The sequence below is a fragment of the Bradyrhizobium sp. SZCCHNR1093 genome (assembly GCF_032381175.1).
Classification (GTDB): Bacteria; Pseudomonadota; Alphaproteobacteria; order Rhizobiales; family Xanthobacteraceae; genus Bradyrhizobium.
This window is the reverse complement of the sequence record NZ_JAUHJJ010000004.1, coordinates 350,867-371,888: the sequence shown is the minus strand read 5'-3', so window position 1 is coordinate 371,888 and position 21,022 is coordinate 350,867. Positions and strand designations below refer to the sequence as shown.

Below are 21,022 nucleotides of genomic sequence, written 5' to 3'. Positions count from 1 at the left end.
GCGTAAGCCGGCCGGATCAGCCCCCTGATTTCGCAAAGACGACCTGGCGAACATCGATGTTCCCAGAGAGGAAACCTGCTTCGCAGTAGGACAGATAATATTCCCAGAGCCGCCTGAAGCGCTCATCGAATCCTGCGGGCGTGAGGTCCGGCCAGGCCTCCCGGAAGTTCTTTCGCCAGATCGCGAGCGTCCTGGCATAATCTTCCCCGAAGATGCGCTCGCGGATGACGGGTATGCCAAAGCGGTCGCCGAGCGACTTCAGGATCTGCGGCGTCGGCAACATGCCTCCCGGGAAGACGTAGCGTTGGATGAAGTCGACCTCGCGGCGGTAGTGCTGGAACAGGCTGTCCTGGATGGTAATTGCCTGGACACCGGCCAATCCGCCCGGCAGTAGACGGTCTCGCAGTTGCGAGAAATATTTCGGCCAGAACTGTTCGCCGACAGCCTCGATCATCTCGATCGAGGCGATGCGATCGTAGCGGTCACGCTCGTCGCGGTAATCCTGCAGGCGGATTTCGACTTTCTCGGCGAGCCCGGCCTCGTGGATGCGGCGCTGCGCGAAGTCGCGCTGCTGTTGGCTGATCGTCAGCCCAACGACCTGGGCGCCGAACGTCTTGGCGGCATATTCGGCAAAGCCGCCCCAGCCGCAGCCGATCTCGAGCAGCTTCTGCCCGGGCTTGAGATCGATCGCCTCGGCCAGCCGCTTGTACTTGTTGGTCTGCGCGGCGGTGAGGTCGGTGGTGTCCTCCTCGAACAGGGCCGAGGAGTAGGTCATGCTCGGATCGAGCCACGCCGAGTAGAACGAATTCCCGATGTCATAATGGGCGTAGATGTTGCGCTTTGCCTGACGCTTGGTGTTGCGGTTGAACCAGTGCCGGACCAGCTGGGCAAACCGGATCAGCGGCTTGTCTTCCAGCATCGACTGCAGCAGGTGCTGGTTGACGCAGAACAGATAGAGAAACTGCGTCAGGTCCGGCGTGTCCCAGTCGCCGTTCAGATAGGCCTCGGCGATGCCGATGTCGCCACCATTGAGAAGGCGCGATGCGAAGCCGTAATTGGCCAGGATCATTGCGGCGGCCGGCCCGGGCTCAACGCCGCCGAGCCGGATCACCCGTCCGTCCGGCAGGGTCACGTCGAGCGTGCCTTTCCGCAAGCGCGAGCCGAAGCCGAGGGCAAGGCGGGGCAGGCGGGGAAGATCGGCAAGCACCTTGTCGATGGTGTCAGGGGTGACTGGGATGACGTTCTGCATGGCAGGTCCATTCACGCAAACGGCTCGAGCCCACGTCCCCCGTCGGCTGGCCGGTGTGGCACCTGTGCGGGCAGGGAATCACGGACGCAGAGCGCGCCGGCCGTTTCCGGTCAGCGTCGTGAAATATAAGCGTGGCTGCCGTTCCCCGCCAAGCCGGTATTGGTTCCAGGGCTTGCGCTGATTTCGCCGCGCGGGACGAGGCGGACGCCTTTGGCCCACAGCCGCAGCGCCTCCCAATGGATCGCGGCAAAGATTTTGACAGTCACCAGCGGGAGCGAGACGAAGGTGGCGAGCAGGGAGCCAGAGGTCAGCGTGCGACGGCGGCCGGAGAAGGTTGCGGCGAGCAGGGGGCCGTCGGCCCCAGTTTCGAGAATCCGCAGCTTGACATTGTCGCCCGGCGGCATGACCCGGAAATAGTAACGCATCGCCATGTCGATGAAGGGCGAGACGTAGAAGGTCTTGTCCTGCGCCTGGCGGAGCCCTGCTGCCGATAGCTCATCCGGCCTGACCGGCAGCACATAGGGCTTGATCTCGCCGAAGGTGTTGCGGACCTCGTAGATCATCAGCGCCAGGGTGTCGTCGCTGCGATAGCAGAAATAGACCGACAGCGGATTGAACACGTAGCCGAGCAGCCGCGGATAGCACAGCAGCAGCACGCGCCCACCGCTGAGATCGATCCCCTGATCCGCCGCACAGGTCTGCGCATAGGCCAGTAGCGACGAGCCGTCGCCCGGACCGTGGTCGGCCTCGTGGAAGCTGTAGAGCGCGCGCCGATTGACCCCGAACAGCGAAGCCTGCCGGTCCGCCTGGTCGAGCCGACCGAGATCGATCAGCAGGCTCATCACGCGATAGCGGAAGCGATGCGTGGTCGGGCGCATGCGGGCATGCATGACCTGTCCGACATAGAGCGCGGCCGCTTCCGTTCTGTCATCTGGTCCCGAGTGATCCATGTCCATATCGCGCCTATTCCGCAGCCTCGGCGAGCTCGGTGGGAAGCCCGCGCCACGGCACGTTCGCGCCGAGCGCCTCTGCCACGGCGAGACCCGAGCGTAGCCCGTCCTCATGAAAGCCATAGCCGGTCCAGGCGCCACAGAACCAGGTATGGCGCTGCCCCTGAATCGCTGCCAGACGCTTCTGCGCCGCAAAGGCGGCAGCCGTGTATTGCGGGTGCTCACAGATATACTTGCCAAAGGTTAGCTCCGGAGCCGGAGCGAAGGGTGGGTTGAGGCTGACGAACAGCGGCTTGGCGTTGTCGATGTCCTGGAGGTTGTTCATCCAATAGGTGACGGCGACGTCGTTCATGGGAACGCCCTCACGCTGCCAGCGCAGGAAATTCCACGAAGCCCAGGCGCGGCGACGCTTCGGCATCAGCCTGCTGTCACGGTGCAGATAGATCGTGTTGGGCGAATATTTGATCGCCCCGAGGATGCTGCGCTCCCGCTCGTCCGCATCGGTGAGCATCGACAACGCCTGGTCGCTGTGTGCGGCGATCACGACATGATCGTAGGTGTCGCGACGGCCGCTGCTGTCCTGAACGACGACGCCGTGGGCAGTGCGTTCGATGCTGGTCACGGCGCTGCCGAGCCGGATGTGCTTGCGGAAGCTCGACGTCAGCTTCTCCACATAGCGGCGGCTGCCGCCCTTGACGGTGCGCCAGACCGGACGGTCATATTGCAACAATCTGTGATTGCTGAAGAACGCGACGAAGTTCTCGGCCGGAAAGTCCAGCATCTCGGACGCCGGGGCTGACCAGATCGCGGCACCCATCGGCGCCAGATAGTCGGTGAGCAGTCGCGGGGCGAAATGGTTGCGCCGGAAATAATCCCGGAGCGTAAGGCCATGCAGGCGCCCGGCCTTGAAGTCGGCTGTACTCTGCTCGTTGAAGGTCAGGATGTCCCTGAGCATCCAGAGATAGGATGTCGACAGCAGATTGCTCGGCTGCGCGAACAGCCCCTTGGCGGTGTCGAGCCAGGTGTTGCCGCCCCCCTTCCATTCGAAGCGGCCGGCATCCGCGGTGACGGCAAAGCTCATGCTGCTGTCGACCGTCTCGACCCCCAGATGGTCGAACAAGGCGGTGAGCTCAGGATAGTTCAGCTCGTTGTAGACGATGAAGCCGATGTCGACAGAGACCGGAGCGCCGTCATAGTCGATCGTCACGGTGTGGCTGTGGCCGCCCGGACGGAGATCGCGCTCGTAGACGGTGATCGGATAACGCTTCGCCAGGGACCAGGCCGCGGCGTTACCCGCAATACCCGTTCCGACCACCGCAACTCGCATGAATGCCCCCCTGAAGTTCACGTGCAAGTTACGGAGTCGCCGCCAAAGGGTTTCACGGGCGCGCTCCCCGCGTCACACCCCGTCCAAAACGGCATTCGACAGATGAAATCTTGGTAAGGCGGCAGCCCGTGGCCCGTGGCCGTGCCTGCACGAAACTCCGCTGATTTACGGGAGATTCGTCGATTCGGTGGACTTTATCGGCACCATCGCTGCTGGGGGGACGGGGGGCTGCAGGGCTGTCCGGCGCCGTGGGCTGCGGCTAGAATGATTCCCAAGACTACAGGGAAGCATCACGCCAGTGTCCATCGTGCCGATCGCCGTCGACGAGCCTTGCCGCGCGTCCGCTGACCCGCGGATCGTCGCCGGGATGCGGGAGCGCCGTGTGCCGGCTACCCTGCGGCGATTTGTCCACTGGCTGGCGGCGATCGGATTGGCGGCGAACTCGGCCGGCTGCCTGCTGACCCAGGATATTCCCGATCCGGCCCTCGACTTGCCCCAGCGCTACAAGGCGGCGTCCGGTTCCGATATGGCGGCGCCGCCGCCGCTGGATTGGTGGCGCGGCTTCGGATCACGCGAGCTGACCCAGCTGATGGAGGAGGCGCAGAGCGTCAACCTTGATATTGCCGCTGCTGTGGCAAGGTTCCGGCAGGCCGATGCGCTGGCGCGGCAGGCCGGCGCGGCGCTGCTGCCAAGCCTGTCGAGCACGGGGCAGGAGACCTATTCGCGCACGTCCGGGTCGAGCTCCAGCGGGCTCACCAATGGCGGCCGCGAGGTCGTCAATTACCAAGCCTCGCTCTCTGCGAGCTACCAGCTCGACTTCTTCGGCCAGAATCGCGACGCGCTGCAGGCGGCCGAGGAAACCGCGGTGGCCAACCGCTTCGACCGCGACGTCACGCAGTTGACGACGCTCGCCACCGTCGCCAATGCCTATTTCCAGGTGCTGGCCGCTCAGGATCGGATTCGGACCGCCGAGCGCAACATCGCCAGCGCCACGCGTGTGCTCGATGCCATCCGCGAGCGGCAGAAGGCGGGCACCGGCAATGATCTCGACGTCGCGCAGCAGGAGAGCGTGCTCGCCAACCAGAAGGCGGCGGTGCCGCCGCTGCGCCAGACGCTCGATCAGAACGTCAACGCGCTGGCCGTGCTGGTCGCGCGATCGCCCGAGGGCATTCGCATTGCCGGCGGCTCGCTCGACCGGATCAGGACGCCGCGGGTCACGCCCGGGCTGCCGTCCGAACTCTTGACGCAACGGCCGGACATCCGCCGGCAGGAAGCGCAGCTGGCGTCGGCCACCGCCAATGTCGGCAGCGCGCGGGCGCAGTTCTTTCCCAGCATCCAGCTGACCGGCAATGGCGGCTACCAGAGCGCAGCACTGGTGTCGCTGTTTCAGCCGCATGCGGCGTTCTTCAGCCTCGCCGGCAGCCTGACCCAGCCGATCTTCGATGGTGGCAGAATCCTGGGCAATTTCGAGAACGCCAAGGCGCGACAGGACGAGCTGCTGCAAACCTACCGCAAGACGGTCATCCAGTCTTTCACCGACGTCAACAATGCGCTGTTCTCGATCAAGCAGACCACGATCAAGTTGCAATTGCAGCGAGAAGTCGTTGCCGCCTCCCGCCGCGCCTTCCAGCTCTCCGAGCAGCAACTGCGCGCGGGAACTGCCGACATCGTGACAGTCTTGAATACGCAATTGACGCTGTTCCAGGCCGAGGACGCGCTATGGCAGGCGCAACTGGCGCGCCTGCAGGCGTTCGTGAGCCTCTATCAGGCGCTCGGCGGCGGCTGGGAGCCGCGCATGGAGAAGTCGGCCGATGCTCTTTAAACCGGACGAGAAGGGAGCAGCGGCAGTGAAGCGCGCGCGGTCCAGCGTGGCACGGCGGCTGGTGTCGATCACGATCACGCTGCTGATCCTGGGCGGCCTCGGCTATATCGGCTGGTCGGCGATGCAGCAGAAGCAGCAGGCCAACAACCGCTTCGCGCGGCCCGACCTTCCGGTTCCGGTCCTGGCCGCCTCGCCTGTCATCAAGGACGTGCCGGTCTATCTCGACGGCGTCGGCGCGGTGCGCGCGCTCAACACCGTCACGGTGCGCTCCCAGGTCGACGGCAAGCTGATCGCCGTCAATTTCGTCGAGGGGCAGGACGTCAAGAAGGGCGACGTGCTCGCCGAGATCGATCCGGCGATCTACCAGGCGCAGTACGACCAGGCCGTCGCCAAGAAGGCACAGGACGAGGCGCAGCTTGCCAACCAGAAGCTCGACCTCGCCCGCTACGAGCAGCTGGCCGCCAGCAATGCCGGCTCCAAGCAGCAGGCCGACACGCAGCGCGCGGTGGTGGCGCAGCAGCAGGCGCTGATCAAGGCGGATCAGGCCGCGATCGATAATGCGGCGACGACCTTGAGCTACACCAAGATCGTGGCGCCGTTGTCCGGCCGCGCCGGCCTGCGCCAGGTCGACCAGGGCAACATCGTTCATGCCTCCGACGCGACCGGTCTCGTCGTCATCACGCAGCTTCAGCCGATCGCGGTGCAGTTCAGCCTGCCGCAGCAGCAGATCATGCGCGTCAATGCGGCCGCCGCCAAGGGGCCGCTCGCTGTCGACGTGTTCGGCAATGACGGCGTCACCGTCATCGACACCGGCACGTTGCGGGGTATCGACAACCAGGTCGATCAGACGACGGGCACGCTGAAACTGAAAGCAGAATTCCCCAACGGCAAATTCCAGCTCTGGCCCGGACAGTTCGTCAATGTCCGCCTCAAGGTCGAGATCTTGTCGCAGGCGATCACGGTGCCGACCTCGGCCGTGCAGCGCGGGCCGGCAGGCACGTTCAGCTACGTGATCGGCGAGGGCGACATCGCCTCGGCCCATCCGGTGACGGTCGTGCAGCAGAACGAGAGCGAGGCCGTGATCGCCAGCGGCTTTAGCCCGTCGGACCGCGTGGTGACGACCGGCTTTGCCAATCTGGCCGACGGCGTCAAAGTCGTGGTCGGACGCGCCGAGCAGACGCCGCAGGCCGATCTGGCGCCGCGCAAGCGCAGCCGCAATCCGCAAGGAAAAGAGCAGGCGAAGGAGGGCGGAGCGCCACCCGAAGGCGCGCCGAAGGACGGCGAGCGGCGCCGCAGGCCTGAGGCTGGGGGGCAGACCGACGCCGGCGGTGCAGCGCCCCAGGGAGGGAGTGAGGCAGGTCGCGGCGCGAAGGCACAGCCATGACGCAAGCGCAAGAGTGACGAGCAGTCGCGATGAGCGTCTCCGAACCCTTCATCCGCCGTCCCATCGCGACCTCGCTGCTCGGCGTCGCCCTGCTGATCGGCGGCCTGCTTGGCTATCTCGCGCTGCCGGTCTCGGCCCTGCCGCAGGTCGACTTCCCGACTGTCCAGGTGACGACGCAACTGCCGGGCGCCAGCCCTGATGTGATCGCCTCGCTGATCACGGCCCCGCTGGAACGCCAGCTCGGCCAGATCCCGTCGTTGTCCGCGATGAACTCGACAAGCTCGTTCGGCGTCAGCCAGATCTCGCTGCAGTTCGATCTCGGACGCGACATCGACGGCGCCACGCAGGACGTCCAGGCGGCAATCAATGCCGCCGCCGGCGTCTTGCCAAAGTCGCTGCCCTATCCGCCGACCTACGCCAAGGTCAATCCGGCCGACGCGCCGGTCATGACGCTCGCGCTGACCTCGGACACGATCTCTTTGCGCGCGATGAGCGACATGGCCGACACGATCCTGGCGCAGCGGCTGAGCCAGGTCTCCGGCGTCGGCCGCGTCTCGGTGCTCGGCGGACTGAAGCCCGCGGTGCGCGTGCAGGCCGACCTGGCGCGGCTCGCGGCCTATGGCATCTCGATAGAGGACCTGCGCGCCGCCATCGCAGGCGCCAACGTCTCCGGACCCAAGGGATCGCTGGACGGGGCGCAGCAGGCCTATCTGATCACGGCCAACGACCAGATCGGGGCCGCCGACGCCTACAAGCCGATCATCATCGCCTACCGCAACGGCTCGTCGGTCACGATCGGCGATGTCGCAACGATTCTCGATGGTCTGGAGAACGATCGGACCGGCGGCTGGTACCAGGGTGTCCCTGCGGTCATCCTCGACATCCAGCGCCAGCCGGGTGCCAACGTCATCGAGGTCGTCAAGCAGATCCGTGCCGAGATCCCGAAGCTGCAGCGCATGATTCCGGCCGGGGTGAAGCTCGCTATCGTCAGCGATCGTACCGTGACCATCCGCGCCTCGGTGCACGACGTGCAGTTCACGCTGCTGCTCAGCGTGGTGCTGGTGACGCTGGTCGTGCTGCTGTTCCTGCGCTCGTTGCGGGCCACGATCATCGCCGGCGTCGCGCTGCCGCTGTCGCTGATCACGAGCTTCGGCGTGATGTACTTCGCCGGCTTCAGCCTCGACAATCTCTCGCTGATGGCACTCACGATCGGCACCGGCTTCGTCGTCGACGACGCCATCGTGATGATCGAGAACATCGTGCGCCACATGGAGAATGGCGAGAGCGCGATGAACGCCTCGCTGCGAGGCGCGCGCGAGATCGGCTTCACTGTCATCTCGCTGACGGTATCGCTGATCGCAGTGTTCATTCCACTCTTGTTCATGTCCGGTCTGGTCGGCCGCATGTTTCGGGAATTTGCGCTGACGCTGACGATTGCAGTGGTGACATCGGCGGTGGTGTCGTTGACCTTGACGCCGATGATGTGCTCGCGGCTGTTGAAGCACGCCAGCGAGGAGTGGGTGCTGCCGGGGCTGAACGCCGTCAGCCGCTTCATCGACCGTACCGTGGCCGTCTATCATCGCAGCCTGCTGTGGGTGCTGGATCGCCAGACCGAGACGCTGGTCGTGACCTTCGCGACCTTGGCGGCGACCTTGGCGCTCTACGTCGTCGCGCCCAAGGGCTTTCTGCCGCTGCAGGATACCGGCTCGATCACTGCGGTGACCGAGGCCGGCCCCGACGTGTCGTTCGCCGAAATGACGAAACGCCAGGCGGACGTCGCCGCCGCGATCCAAGCTGACGCCGACGTCGTCGGCGTCGTCTCGGTGATCGGCGCCGGATCGGTCAACCCGACCACCAATGTCGGCCGTCTCGTCATGACCTTGAAGCCGCTTGGCGAGCGGCAAGATGGCGTCGCCGAGGTGATCGATCGGCTGAAGCAGAAGACCTCGGGCGTGCCCGGCATGACCGTGTACTTCCAGCCGGTCCAGGACGTGCAGATCTCGACCCAGGCGAGCCGCTCGCAATATCAGTACACGCTGACCGGCGCCGATGCCACCGAGGTGTCGAAATGGGCGAGGCAGCTTGTCGGAGAAATGCGCCGCGACCCTCTATTCCGCGACGCCTCCTCCGAAGCCCAGGAGGGCGGCCTGCGCGCGGAGCTGACCATTGACCGCCAGCGCGCCGGCCAGCTCGGCGTCAGTCTGCAGGGCGTCACCGACACGCTCAACGACGCCTTCGCGCAGCGGCAGATCTCGACGATCTATGGTCAGGCCAATCAGTACCGCGTCGTGCTGGAGGCGCTGCCGATGTATCAGCGCGATCCCTCGATCCTATCGAAGCTCTATCTGCCTGGCGCCGGCGGCCAAGTGCCGCTCTCGGCGGTGGCGAGCCTGAAGCGCACCACCGCGCCGCTCGCCATCTCGCACCAGGCGCAGTTTCCGGCGGTGTCGCTGAGCTTCAATCTCGCGTCCGGCGCGGCGCTGAGCGAGGCGGTCGAGGCGCTCCATGCGACCGAGAACCGCATCGGCATGCCCGGCAGCATCATCGGTGTCTATTCGGGCGATGCCGCCGAGTTCGCCAAGTCGCTGGCCGGCCAGCCCTGGTTGCTGCTGGCGGCCGTGGTCACGATCTACATCGTGCTCGGCGTGCTCTATGAGAGCTACATCCATCCGATCACGATCCTGTCGACCTTGCCGTCGGCGGGCGTCGGCGCCATCCTGGCCTTGATGCTGTTCGGCCAGGATCTCTCGGTCATCGGCTTGATCGGCATCATTCTGCTGATGGGTATCGTCAAGAAGAACGCGATCATGATGATCGACTTCGCGCTCGAAGCGGAGCGTCACGAAAACCGCACACCCTACGAAGCGATCGTGCAGGCGTGTCTCCTGCGCTTCCGCCCGATCATGATGACGACCCTGGCCGCGCTGTTCGGCGCGCTGCCGCTGGCGATCGAGAGCGGCACCGGCTCGGAGCTGCGCTTTCCGCTCGGCATCTCCATCATTGGCGGCCTGCTGCTCAGCCAATTGCTGACGCTGTACACGACGCCGGTCATCTATCTCGCGCTCGACCGCATCAATCGTCGCTTCGAGCGCGCGCTGCCGCCGGCGCCGAACCTGCCGTCGCCGCCGATCGCAGGTGCGACCGAAGGCATCCAGTGATGGCCTCGATCTCCGAGCCGTTCATTCGCCGGCCGGTCGGCACCACGCTGCTCTCGATCGGCTTGTTCCTGGTCGGGATCGTCGCCTATATCTTCCTTCCCGTCGCGCCCGTGCCGAACGTCGATTTCCCCGCGATCTTCGTCAGCGCGTCGCGCCCGGGTGCGGACCCGTCCGTCATGGCGGGGACGGTCGCGGCGCCGTTGGAGCGGCGGCTCGGCGAAATCGCAGGTGTCGACCAGATCACATCGACGAGCTCGCTCGGCACCACCAACATCCAGATCCAGTTCTCGATCGGCCGCGACATCGACAAGGCCGCGCGTGACGTCCAGGCGGCCATCAACGCCTCGCTGTCGGACCTTCCGAGCGACCTGCCGGCGCTGCCGCGCTTCCGCAAGGCGAACACGGCCGCGGCTCCCGTATTCGTTCTGGCCCTGACCTCGAAGACGATGACGCCGAGCGCGATGTACGACGTCGCCGACACCGTTCTGGCGCAGCGTCTGTTCCAGGTGCCCGGCGTCGGCAATGTCACGGTCAGCGGCGCCGATCAGCCTGCCGTGCGCATCGCACTCAATCCGGTCTCGCTCGCCAATGCCGGGATTTCGACCGACGATGTCCGGACGGCGATCATCAATGCCAATCCGATCGGGCCGGTCGGCATCTTCGAGGGCGCGCGGCAGAGCGAGACCATTGCCATCAACCGGCAGATGCGCAGTGCGGCCGAATTCCGCGACATCCTGATCAAGAGCAGCAATGGCAGCTTCGTGCGGCTGTCGGATGTCGCCGACGTCGAGGATTCCGTACGCAACGTGCGTTCGATTGCCTGGTTCAACAAGCAGCCGGCGGTGCTGATCCAGATCGCCAAGCAGGGCGACGCCAATGTCATCGAGACCGTCGACCGCGTGAAGGCGCTGATCCCGGAGCTCAAGCAATGGCTGCCGGCCGGCATCGAGATCTCCACTCTGGTCGACCGCACAGGGACCATTCGCGCCTCGGTCGAGGACATGCAGTGGACCTTGCTCGCGACCGCCGTGCTGGTGATGGTCGTCGTGTTCATGTTCCTGCGCCGCCTGGTGCCGACGGTCGCGGCCGGCGTCTCGGTGCCGCTGGCGCTGGCTGGCACCTGCGCGGCGATGTGGCTCGCAGGCTTCTCGATCGACAATCTCTCGCTGATGGCGCTCGCGATCTCCGTCGGCTTCGTCGTCGACGACGCCATCGTCATGATCGAGAACATGTACCGCAATCTCGAGCATGGCCTGTCGCCGATGCGCGCCGCGCTCGATGGCGCCCGCCAGATCGGCTTTACCGTGTTGTCGATCAGCCTTTCTTTGATTGCAGCCTTCGTGCCCTTGATCTTCATGGACGGCGTCGTCGGCCGTCTCCTGCGTGAGTTCTCGCTGACGCTGACCTTCGCAATCGTCGTGTCGACATTGGTGTCGCTGACGGTGACGCCGATGATCTGCGCGCATTACATCAAGGAGACGCTGTCCGATCGTGCCACCTGGTTCGACCGTATCGTCGAAGGCGCGCTGTCCGGCATGGTCCGCTTCTATGCCTGGACGCTGCGCGGCGTGCTGGTTTATCCGTTCCTTACCCTGATCGTGTTCTTCGCCACCATCGCGCTCACGGTGACGCTCTACATCAAGGTGCCCAAGGGCTATTTCCCGACCGACGATTCCGGCTTCGTCATCGGTGCGACGCGCGCCTCGGCCGACATTTCGTTCCAGTCCATGCTGGGCCTGCAGCAGCGGCTCGCCGACATCGTGATGGCCGATCCCGCCGTGGCCGGGATCGGCTCGACGATCGGGGGCGGCGGCGGGCCGGGCGGCGCGACGTCCAACCGCGGCACCATGTTCATCAACCTCAAGCCCCCGGCGGAGCGCGAGGGCGTCTCGACTGAGCTCGTGATCAACCGCCTCAGGCGGAGCCTCGCGATGGTCCCCGGCATTCGGCTCTTCATGTTCGCCGCGCAGGACGTGCGCACCGGCGGTCGTCAGAGCGATTCCGACTACCAGTACACGTTGAGCAGCCCCGATCTCGACCTTCTGCAGAAATGGGCGCCGATCGTCGCCAAGCGCCTGGAGACGGTCGACGGCATCACCGACATTTCCAGCGACCGCGATCCCGGTGGCCTGCAGCTCGCGCTGCGGATCGACCGACAGAAGGCGGCGAGCCTCGGCGTCCGCGTCCAGGACATCGACAACGCGCTCAACAACGCCTTCGCGCAACGCCAGATCTCGATCGTCTACAGCCAGCGCAACCAGTACATGGTCGTGCTGGAGATCGACCCGAAATTCCAGACTGATCCCTCCAATCTCGACCGCATCTATGTGGCCGGGGCAGGGGACGCGCAGGTGCCGTTGTCGGCGCTGGTCAAGGCCGAGCGCGGCCTATCACCGCTGGCGGTGTATCACTCACAATCGTTCCCTTCGACCACCGTGTCGTTCAACCTGCTGCCGGACGTGCCCTTGCAGACCGCGACGGCCAACATCCAGCGCGCCGTCGATGAGCTGCACATGCCGGAGGGCATCCGCGGCAGCTTCGACGGCAATGCCGGAGACTTCAACAAGAGCAGCGGCCGCCAGCCGCTCTTGATCCTGTTCGCCCTGGCCGCGATGTATATCGTGCTCGGCGTGCTCTATGAGAGCCTGGCGCATCCGCTGACCATCATCTCGACGCTACCGTCGGCGGGGCTCGGCGCGCTGCTCGCGCTGCAGATCACCAATACGCCGCTGACCGTGATCGCCTTCGTCGGCATCATCCTGCTGATCGGCATCGTCAAGAAGAACGGCATCATGCTGGTCGACTTCGCGCTCGAGGCCGAGCGCCAGCGCGGCATGTCCTCGGCCGATGCGATCTTCGAGGCCTGCCGGGTGCGCTTTCGCCCGATCCTGATGACGACGCTCGCCGCGCTGTTCGCCGGCCTGCCGCTGGTGATCGCGACCGGTCCCGGCACCGAGCTGCGCCGTCCCCTCGGCATCACCATCATTGGCGGCCTCCTGGTGTCGCAGATCCTCACCCTCTACACCACGCCGGTGATCTACCTGCTGATCGACCGGCTACGCCGCCGGCCTGCGCCGGAGCCGCTTGCCGCGCCCGCCGAATGAGCCGTTGTGGCGCTGTCCGCGGGCGCGTATAGCCGCCGCATGCCAGAACCACACGACCATCCGCCGCTCGCCACCGAGGCGCCGCCCGATTGCCCGCGTTGCCAGAAGCCGCTGCCGCTGTGCATCTGCGACAGCGTCACACCGCTGGAAAGCCGGCTGGGGCTCCTGATCCTGCAGCACCCGCAGGAGCAGGATCGCGCCCTCGGCACCGCGCGGCTCGCCGCCCTGCATTTCAAGAACGCGGTGGTCAAGGTCGGGCTGTCCTGGCCGAGCCTCGCCAAGGCACTGGGACGGCCGGTCGCCGATCCCGCGCGCTGGGCCATTCTCTATCTCGGCTCGGCGAAGGCGGCCGAGCTCGATCCCGAGAGCGAGGTGGTCGCGGTGACCCGCAAGGGTGAGGTGGCCGACAACCAGCGCGCCATCCTCAAGTCGATCGAGGGCGTGATCCTGCTCGACGGCACCTGGAGCCAGGCCAAGGCGCTGTGGTGGCGCAATCCGTGGATGCTGAAGTGCCAGCGCGTGATCCTCGGGCCGCGGCAGCCGTCGCGCTACGGTCGGCTGCGCCGCGAACCGCGCCGCGACGGGCTGTCGACCATCGAGGCGGCCGGGATGCTGATGGCCGCGCTGGAACGGCGGCCTGAGATCGCCACGGCCCTCGACGCGAGCTTCGAGCGCATGCTTGCGCGGTATCGGGAGGTGGAGAAAGAGCATCCGGAGCTCACGCCCCGCCCAAAGGCCCGCAAGCCGGATTGGCGCAGCCGCAAACGGCGGGTTTAGGAACCGAGGGTACGCTTCTTGCATCGCAGCATGGAACGAGGATGAGAGCCATGCAGGAAGCAGAAAAGTCCAATGTGGTGCAGTTCCGGGATTACGCGCCCCGGCTGGCCGGCAGGTCTGGCTCGGATCGGGGCGGTGTCTCGGCCGGTGAACGGAGGGCAATTCTGACCTGGCCGCGCGCGCAGGTCAGCTATCCCGGCGGCATCGACGATCTGCCCTTCTAGGGCCGGTTCGCGGCCCCAATGGGTAGTCCAACCGCTTGATTTTGATTGAGTGGAGGCCACGACCAGAATTGAACTGGTGTAAACGGTTTTGCAGACCGCTGCGTAACCACTCCGCCACGTGGCCCCAACATGACGGATCGATACCGGAGATCAATGGGTTAGGCAACCGGCTTGTTTCGTTCCATCCACCAGTTCTGAAACTCCCGGCCGCTTCATTTCTGAAACTGGAGTTGCGGGTTCGTTCCATGAGAATGCGTGAGACGCTGATGAATGTCATTGGGCGGATCAGTCGGCGCCGGATCTGACGAGGGCTAGCGTAGAATCGTTCGAGAGCCTAGGTTACTGACATGTCAAGCATTCCGGAGACCCGAGCAAAATTGACCTGGGAGGTCGATCTACCCGGCGGCCAGCGCCGTCTTCGGGAGGCGGTCCTTTATGTCTCCAAGGCTTGTGAGAGGACACCTTTCTTTGGCCTCGTAAAACTCAACAAGATTATTTGGCACGCCGATTTCGAGTCATTCACCCAGCGAGGGCAGCCGGTAACTGGGCGGATGTATCAGAAGCTAAGACAGGGCCCGGCTCCTGTTGAAATGCTCCCGGTTCTCAATGACCTTCAAGCCGAAGGCCATCTAAAGATTAGCAGAATTCTAAAGGGACATCACTACGAACAGCGCCCTGTCGCTCTCTCAGATCCATTCCTTACAATCTTCAGCAGGCAGGATTTAGATTACCTTGATCGTGCCGTTGCCGCCTATTGGGATTTGACGGCAAAGGAGGTCAGCGAGAAGTCGCACGGGGTTGCGTGGAGAACGCGGGAAAATGGTGAACCGATGCCGTATCAATCGGCCTATTTGTCGGATGAACCAATAGGGGCTGGACAGCGTGGACGACTCCTCAAATTGGGAGCTGAACACGGTTGGCGCAGCAAATAGCAAGTGCGACAGATAATCGAGGGCCCCAATTTTGCGGAAAGCGTGGAGCAGCTTGGAGGCTACCGAGCAGTTGACCTAGCCCTTGAAACAATCATTGAAGGACTACAAGAAAATCCGTTTGGCTTTCCGCTTTTTGAAAACGACTGGTGTCGCTTCAGGTACGCGCGAACACGCATGATCGAGGGTTATATCCCGCCTCTAGTCGTGACCTTCGTAGTCAACGAGGATAACGACGTAATTCTCCAGTGGGCGGAAGTCGCAGACGAGGGCGAAGACTACTAATAATCGGTGAGCGTCCTATCGAATTGAGCGTCCTATCGAACACGGGCCTTGGGTCTGGTTCTGATCTCACCCTACGATCCCGATCCGATGCGCATAGCGCTTCCGTGTTGCCGCCAGCGCCCGTTTCTTCGCATATCCCTCATACGCCTTCGACTTGTGGGCAGACAGCGCGCGGCCCGGGCCGTCGGTGAACTCTGCCTCTTCGAGTTCGGTCATGCCGCCGTGGCGGCAGGCGTCGATGGTGAAGGTCGCGGGCAGGCCAAGCCGCTCGCGCAGCGCCCGCACCAGGCGGGCCATGCTCATGTTGTCCCATTTGCGCGGGCCGCTCGGCGTCGGGCGGTCGCGCATGACGATGCCCAGGCCGAGGCGCGGCACCTTGGCCAGCACGGCCTCGGCCTCCTCGTAGAACAGCGTGTGGCCGTCGGCCGTCGTCTCCTCGAGCGGATGTAGCACCATCTCGCCGGTCTTGTGGTGCTCGATGCGGATCTGCGTCGGCGCGCGCGGGCCGCGGTAGTCGTTCCAGGTCAAGTAGCCGGCCAGCACGTTTTCCGGCCGCTGCAGCTACTCGAAGCAGATCACCGCGGCGGCCGCCGCATCGGGATGACCGGCGTACGTGCCGGCGAACGAGAATTTCTGCGGCGGCTTCACCGGGGAAAAGCTGTCGCTCGTTCCCGCCAGCTCTGGCTCGGCACCAAGGCCGAGGACATCAGGCTCACGGTGCGGCCCGGTGCCGACCATTTCGGGGAGCTGCAGGCCTGGGATCCAGCGACAGGCAAGAAGGTCTGGTCGCACAATTTCCCCAAATCCCAGCTGTTCGGGTCGGTGACCGCGACGGCGGGCGATCTCGTCCTGGTCGGCGGCACCAATGACCGGATGTTCCGGGCTTTCCATGCCAAGACCGGCGAGCTGCTGTGGGAGCAGAAGACGAATTCGGGCATCATGGGCATGCCGGTCGCCTATGAGGTCGATGGTACCCAGTACATCGCCGTGCAGTCCGGCTGGGGCGTCGACGCGCAGCGCATCCAGGATGCGCTCTCGAAAGGCAACATCGGTCTCGAAGACAACGTTCCGCAAGGCGGCGTCGTCTGGGTGTTCGCAGTCAGGAAGTAGCGCCGGTGATCTGAATGGCGGCGGCCTCGGCCGTCGCCATTCCGGGAAACGAAGATCGCAGCAGTGTTCCGGCCAAGACGTGCCGATCGCCTGGCCTGCATGGCGACAGAAGATCGCGCGTCAGCAGGCCGCGAACCAGCCGTCTGGAAACGGGATCAGCGGCCAGGCGCCCTGGTTGTCGTTGGCTGCCGTGGGGAAATGCAGGATCGAAAACAAGCGGGCCATGGAATCGGTCTCGGTCTCGGGCGCAATAGCCGTTCTCACAACGTCCATCAACAACTCGTATTCGGCTTCGCTCATCTTGCCCTCGCGCAAACTGCGAGCCACGATGGCAGAATTCCACTTTGTTCAAATTGAGCGGATCGCTCAAATTCTAACGATCGGGCGCAAAGGACCTAATCGTTACCGGTGCCCGTCGTTCCAAAAGGTACGGCGGTCCGCGCTGTTCCGATGTGAACAGGCTCACACCCCTCGAGACTTCTCGTCTTCCCTTGACCCGTCTCCCTGTGCGGCAGGTGATGCCGTACAGCGACGACGAGCCGGCCTGCAGCCGACCGTGAGCAAGAGATCGACATGGCCGCCGCGAGTCGCAGGCTGCTTCTCCGGCAAAGGTCGAAGAGGCGATCCGCTCCAAACGTTCGGCTCGACGCGTGCGACCGAATCGCTGGCGGTCAGACCGCGACGGCGAGAGGTTCGGTGTCCTGCGCCAGAATGTCACGCATCAGCTGCGACAGGTCTTTCGGCTTGAACGGCTTCGCCAAACGATGAAGGCCGACCACTTTGGCCGAGGGGCCGAGCAAATCAGCCGTCCCACGTCCTGATTCCAGCACCATGCCCGACATCATCACGATGGGCATCGTGGGCCGAGCCGCGCGTGCAGCCCGGATCACGTCGTTGCCGTCCATGTCGGCCAAGTTGAGATCGATCAGAGCCGCGGCGAAGTCACCGCGGGTCACCGCATCCATCGCCAGCCGACCGTCGGTGACGGCAGTGACCGCGTAGCCCTCGCGAACCAGAAGGTGCTGGATGACACAGCAAACGCCGACTTCGTCATCAACGACCAGGATGTTCATCATGAGGCCTTCCTGACAGATGTGAGCGAGGAGCCACGTGCCGCGCCTCGGTCAGAAGTCGTTGACGCACCTCGATCGCACGATCGACCGCTTCGAGCAGATCGCGGATGTCGAACGGCTTCTGCAACGCAGCCGTCGCTCCGAGCTTGATTGCCATACCGAGGAAATCCGGAGCGCCCTGTTTCTTGTCGGTGAATGCGTAGCCGGAGATCGCGATGAACGGCACCGTGGGATCGATCTTGATGAGCTCACGAATGGTTGCGATCCCATCCATACCCGGCATGAACATGTCGATCACGACGGCATCGAAGGACACGCTGCCGATCAATCGAATGCCGGTCGGACCGTCCGGCGCGAGAAACACGCAGAACCGCTTCTTCTTCAATGATGCTTCCAGCGCAGCGCGCGTAGGATAGTCATCGTCAATAATGAGGACAGTAGGCATGGGCCACCTCAGTATCAGCGGGACTGAAGGACTCTCACGCTACAAGGACAATGGGTTGAAGCTCGAAAATGACAAAGTGGTTAACACTGAATTAGTTGTTACGATTCTGCAACGAGGAGTTTTACGGAACTTCCCGGCCGCGGGCCGGCGCATGTTGTGCACTAAGCGACGAAGATGGAACCATGCTTTCCGGACCAATCGCTTCGGCAGTTTGGAGAAGCTCAGCCCGGCTTGAGCAAGGCGATGGCGACCAGCCCGGCTGCGATCAGTGCGGCGCAGCAGAGCCGCCGCGGCGTCGCATGCTCCTTCAAGAACAGCACGCCGATCAGCGTCGCAAACAAGACGCTGCATTCGCGGAAGGCCACCACATTGGCGATCGGATTGCGGCTCAAGGCCCAAAGGAATACCACGAATGACGCCAGCCCCAGGGTTCCTGCGATCAGCACCGGAATCCAGGCGTCGCGGATCTCCCACACCAGCGCAGGCCCTCGCAGCATCATCGCGACGAGGAAGAACGCGACACTGTCGAGCACGATCATCCAGACCGTGAACGAAGCCCAGCCTTCGGTCTGCCGGGTGCCTGCCGCATCGATGACCGAATAGCCAGCGACCAGTGCGGCGGCGCAGATCGCAGCCCAGAACGCACGGCGATCGACGGGACCGTGGATGCGGTCGCGCGCCAGGCCGGTGATGCCGAGGACGATGACGGCAATCCCGATCAACTGCCCGCTCCGTGGCGGTTGCTGTAGACCCAGCGAGGCAAACAGCGTTGCGAACAGCGGAACGGCGCCGCGCGCGATCGGGTAGGAGCGTCCAAGCTCGGCCGAGCGGTAGGCCGTTGCGAGGCTCGCCTTGTAGCCTGCGTGCAAGACGAGCGAAGCGACGATGAGCGGCCAAGTCGAGGGGGCCGGAACGGGAACGAGAAACATGAAGGGCAGGATCAGGATGCTGCTCACCAGCCCCATGCCAGCCAGGAGAGAGAGGCTGCTGCCGGTCTTGACGATGGCATGCCAAGTCGCGTGAAGCAGACCGGCCATCAGCATGAGGCTTGCGGCGACAGGATCCAACGTCTTGTGTCCGGATCAGCTCTCGGGCCGCCAGCTCGCGGCAGCGAAGTAGGGGACGGGGTCGTGCTGGAGCGCCTGCCGCGAGATGATTCGGCTCGATGGCGACACCGCGAGCTGTTCCCATTCCGCGCGATCGACAAATCGCAGGCTCGCCATCTCCTCGCCGTCGGGCGCAAGCGCGCCGCCTTCGATGACGGCCTCGAACGCGATGACCGTATAGTAGGTCAGATCACCGTTGGGATAGCGGATGAGGAACTCCGGGCCGCCGAACACCCCGAGCAGACGTTTTGGCCGGACCACCAGTCCGGTCTCCTCGAAGCATTCGCGGGTGGCCGCGTCGGCTGGGTGCTCATTCGGATCGATGGCGCCGCCAGGCAACGTCCAGAGGCCCGTCTCCGCGTCGCGTCCGAGTAGAATGCGTCCTTGGTCGTCGAACACGGAGATGGAAACTGCCGTGGTCGCCAACAGATCATGGCCGATCTTGCTGCGGACGGCTCTCAGATGATCGGAAATCGGCATCGCTGGTCGCCACTTGCAAGAGATCCGTCCCGCTTGCCCGACGCCCCATGCGCCGTCAAGGCGGACAGCCACGCCGCCCAGCCAGATGACGGTCAGGAGGCGCGCGTTCGCCGCGAATCGGCGGGTGCCCAGCGTCACAAGAAAGAGGGAATGTGAGGATAAAGAGCCATTCGGCTTGGCCAGAATGGCTCCCCGGGCTGGATTCGAACCAGCGACCATTCGATTAACAGTCGAATGCTCTACCGCTGAGCTACCGAGGAACAGGCGAAACAATGTTCGCGAATGCGGCTGCGTATAACAAAGCCGTTTCGCCTTGCATAGAACGAAATCGCATCTTTGCGACGATTGCGGGTTCAGGAATAAAATACCGAAATTTCAGATGGTTAGATTCATTTTGAACGCTTGCTGGGCAGCGGTCGCCCACAGTTCGATGACAGGAAATTCACTTGGAGGGGAGCAAACCGGCCCCGATAGTTTGCTGGAACCGGCCAGTGCCCGCGCTCATGGAGTGTCGCAGATGCCAAACACCGTGATCCAATTCGCCGAAGCCGCCTCCGCGCCCTCCTTGATTCCCGACCAGGTCGAGCGTCTCAGCGACGACGAATGCCTCACGCGGCTGGCCGACATGGTGACGCGCGGTGATTCCGAACACATTGACGAGATCGTGCAGTTGCTCGGACGACTCGCCGTGGTGATCGAGTAGCTGGCGACCGCCCTCGCAGACGCGGCTTCCCAGCGGATCCGTTCAAACCCGCATGTTGCCTTTTCGGGGACCTTGTACCAAAAGATTGCGCAGATCGTCCGCGGTCCATCCACTTTGCTTGCAGGTCTGCTCATGTCTTCATTCGCGACGGCGCGCCAGAAAATGGTCGATGGTCAGGTTCGGACCAGCGACGTCACCGATCACCGCGTGCTGGATGCGTTGTTGACCGTGCCGCGGGAAGCCTACGTTCCCGCAGATCGGCAGGCGCTGGCCTATCTCGACTTGGATCTCGACGTCTCCGAATCCGCTTCTGCCAAGCGGTATCTGATCAAGCCGATGCTGACCGGAAAGCTGCTGCAGGCTGCCGAGATCAAGCCAACCGACAACGTGCTGGTGGTTGGATGTGCGACGGGCTATCTCGCCGCGCTGACCGCCCGACTCGCGGGCAGCGTGACGGCGACCGAGGTCGATTCTGCGGTCGAAGGGCGCGCCAAGCAGCTGCTTGCCGCCGTCGATGGCTGCCCGGTCACGATTCGGGTCGCGCCGGCCGCGCAGGGTGATCCGGCGGACGGCCGCTTCGACGTGATTCTCCTCAATGGGGCCACCGAGGTCCCTGTCGACGGTCTTTGCCGTCAATTGAAGGAGGGCGGCCGCCTTGTCGGTGTCTTCGCCACCGTACGTCCCGCCCGCGCCATGATCTTTACGCGATCGCATGGTGATATCGGCAGCAGGGTCCTGTTCGATGCCGCGGCACCGGTCATTCCCGGTCTCGAACAGCTCCCGGAATTCGTGTTTTAAATCGCCCAACGAAGTTCTTCGCGGCTTCTCTGAACTGGCGGGCCATCCCGTGGCGAGCAGGGTTTGCTGCGTCGTTTTCGCGCCCTCTAGCGGGCGAA

The 21,022-nt window shown here is 64.2% G+C and carries 18 protein-coding genes, 2 tRNA genes and 1 pseudogene; 10 read left to right on the top strand and 11 right to left on the bottom strand.

What is annotated here, in order from left to right:
• Window positions 1-16: 16 nt before the first annotated feature.
• From QX070_RS16365 to QX070_RS16355, 3 genes are all read right to left on the bottom strand, one after another.
• Window positions 17-1,249 (bottom strand): cyclopropane-fatty-acyl-phospholipid synthase family protein, encoded by a 1,233-nt coding sequence (locus QX070_RS16365; RefSeq protein ID WP_315738046.1) that lies wholly within the window; start codon window positions 1,247-1,249, stop codon window positions 17-19.
• 110 nt (window positions 1,250-1,359) lie between these two features.
• Window positions 1,360-2,205 carry a DUF1365 domain-containing protein gene (locus QX070_RS16360; RefSeq protein WP_315738045.1) on the bottom strand — a complete coding sequence of 282 codons (846 nt, stop codon included), beginning with the start codon at window positions 2,203-2,205 and terminating at the stop codon, window positions 1,360-1,362.
• A 7-nt stretch (window positions 2,206-2,212) separates the two neighbouring features.
• Window positions 2,213-3,526, bottom strand: coding sequence for an NAD(P)/FAD-dependent oxidoreductase (locus tag QX070_RS16355; protein WP_315738044.1), 1,314 nt, complete (start codon window positions 3,524-3,526; stop codon window positions 2,213-2,215).
• A gap of 367 nt (window positions 3,527-3,893) precedes the next feature.
• Here QX070_RS16355 and QX070_RS16350 point away from each other — a divergent pair, with 367 nt between their 5' ends.
• From QX070_RS16350 to QX070_RS16325, 6 genes are read left to right on the top strand one after another with little or no spacing between them, the layout of a single operon-like run.
• Window positions 3,894-5,348, top strand: coding sequence for an efflux transporter outer membrane subunit (locus QX070_RS16350; protein ID WP_315738043.1), 1,455 nt, complete (start codon window positions 3,894-3,896; stop codon window positions 5,346-5,348).
• Window positions 5,338-6,732, top strand: coding sequence for an efflux RND transporter periplasmic adaptor subunit (locus QX070_RS16345; RefSeq protein WP_315738042.1), 1,395 nt, complete (start codon window positions 5,338-5,340; stop codon window positions 6,730-6,732). The genes QX070_RS16350 and QX070_RS16345 overlap by 11 nt, the downstream gene beginning before the upstream one ends.
• A gap of 29 nt (window positions 6,733-6,761) precedes the next feature.
• Window positions 6,762-9,890: an efflux RND transporter permease subunit gene (locus QX070_RS16340; RefSeq protein WP_315738041.1), complete on the top strand. Its 3,129-nt coding sequence runs from the start codon at window positions 6,762-6,764 to the stop codon at window positions 9,888-9,890.
• Window positions 9,890-12,994, top strand: coding sequence for an efflux RND transporter permease subunit (locus tag QX070_RS16335; RefSeq protein WP_315738040.1), 3,105 nt, complete (start codon window positions 9,890-9,892; stop codon window positions 12,992-12,994). The genes QX070_RS16340 and QX070_RS16335 overlap by 1 nt, the downstream gene beginning before the upstream one ends.
• Window positions 12,995-13,033: 39 nt before the next feature.
• Window positions 13,034-13,771 (top strand): tRNA-uridine aminocarboxypropyltransferase, encoded by a 738-nt coding sequence (locus tag QX070_RS16330; protein ID WP_315738039.1) that lies wholly within the window; start codon window positions 13,034-13,036, stop codon window positions 13,769-13,771.
• 50 nt (window positions 13,772-13,821) lie between these two features.
• A complete protein-coding gene (locus QX070_RS16325) occupies window positions 13,822-13,995 on the top strand; it encodes a hypothetical protein (RefSeq protein WP_315738038.1) in 174 nt (57 codons plus the stop codon).
• A gap of 50 nt (window positions 13,996-14,045) precedes the next feature.
• Here QX070_RS16325 and QX070_RS16320 read toward each other — a convergent pair.
• Window positions 14,046-14,119: transfer RNA gene (locus QX070_RS16320), tRNA-Cys, on the bottom strand.
• 223 nt (window positions 14,120-14,342) lie between these two features.
• Here QX070_RS16320 and QX070_RS16315 point away from each other — a divergent pair.
• Window positions 14,343-14,927, top strand: a complete 585-nt coding sequence (locus QX070_RS16315; RefSeq protein ID WP_315738037.1) for a Panacea domain-containing protein — start codon at window positions 14,343-14,345, stop codon at window positions 14,925-14,927.
• A 348-nt stretch (window positions 14,928-15,275) separates the two neighbouring features.
• Here the strand turns inward: QX070_RS16315 and QX070_RS16310 are convergent, their stop codons facing one another.
• On the bottom strand, window positions 15,276-15,752 hold the full coding sequence (locus QX070_RS16310; RefSeq protein ID WP_315738036.1) for a hypothetical protein: 477 nt from the start codon (window positions 15,750-15,752) through the stop codon (window positions 15,276-15,278).
• Between the two features lie 67 nt (window positions 15,753-15,819).
• On the opposite strand from QX070_RS16310, the pseudogene QX070_RS16305 reads away from it, so the two are divergent.
• Window positions 15,820-16,319 (top strand): annotated as a pseudogene (locus QX070_RS16305) (PQQ-binding-like beta-propeller repeat protein); the annotation flags it as partial.
• Window positions 16,320-16,439: 120 nt separating this feature from the next.
• Here QX070_RS16305 and QX070_RS16300 read toward each other — a convergent pair.
• From QX070_RS16300 to QX070_RS16275, 6 genes are all read right to left on the bottom strand, one after another.
• A complete protein-coding gene (locus tag QX070_RS16300) occupies window positions 16,440-16,619 on the bottom strand; it encodes a hypothetical protein (protein WP_315711867.1) in 180 nt (59 codons plus the stop codon).
• Between the two features lie 371 nt (window positions 16,620-16,990).
• On the bottom strand, window positions 16,991-17,395 hold the full coding sequence (locus QX070_RS16295) for a response regulator (RefSeq protein ID WP_315738035.1): 405 nt from the start codon (window positions 17,393-17,395) through the stop codon (window positions 16,991-16,993).
• A complete protein-coding gene (locus tag QX070_RS16290; protein ID WP_315738034.1) occupies window positions 17,373-17,837 on the bottom strand; it encodes a response regulator in 465 nt (154 codons plus the stop codon). The genes QX070_RS16295 and QX070_RS16290 overlap by 23 nt, the downstream gene beginning before the upstream one ends.
• Before the next feature lie 221 nt (window positions 17,838-18,058).
• A complete protein-coding gene (locus QX070_RS16285) occupies window positions 18,059-18,904 on the bottom strand; it encodes an EamA family transporter (RefSeq protein ID WP_315738033.1) in 846 nt (281 codons plus the stop codon).
• A gap of 15 nt (window positions 18,905-18,919) precedes the next feature.
• Window positions 18,920-19,642 carry an NUDIX domain-containing protein gene (locus QX070_RS16280; protein ID WP_315738032.1) on the bottom strand — a complete coding sequence of 241 codons (723 nt, stop codon included), beginning with the start codon at window positions 19,640-19,642 and terminating at the stop codon, window positions 18,920-18,922.
• A tRNA-Asn gene (locus tag QX070_RS16275) sits at window positions 19,609-19,683 on the bottom strand. The genes QX070_RS16280 and QX070_RS16275 overlap by 34 nt, the downstream gene beginning before the upstream one ends.
• A 257-nt stretch (window positions 19,684-19,940) precedes the next feature.
• Between QX070_RS16275 and QX070_RS16270 the strand changes: the two genes are divergently transcribed.
• Window positions 19,941-20,126 (top strand): hypothetical protein, encoded by a 186-nt coding sequence (locus tag QX070_RS16270; RefSeq protein ID WP_315738031.1) that lies wholly within the window; start codon window positions 19,941-19,943, stop codon window positions 20,124-20,126.
• Window positions 20,127-20,258: 132 nt separating this feature from the next.
• The gene (locus QX070_RS16265; protein ID WP_315738030.1) at window positions 20,259-20,924 is read left to right on the top strand and encodes a protein-L-isoaspartate O-methyltransferase; all 666 of its coding nucleotides are present in this window, start codon (window positions 20,259-20,261) and stop codon (window positions 20,922-20,924) included.
• Window positions 20,925-21,022 lie beyond the last annotated feature (98 nt).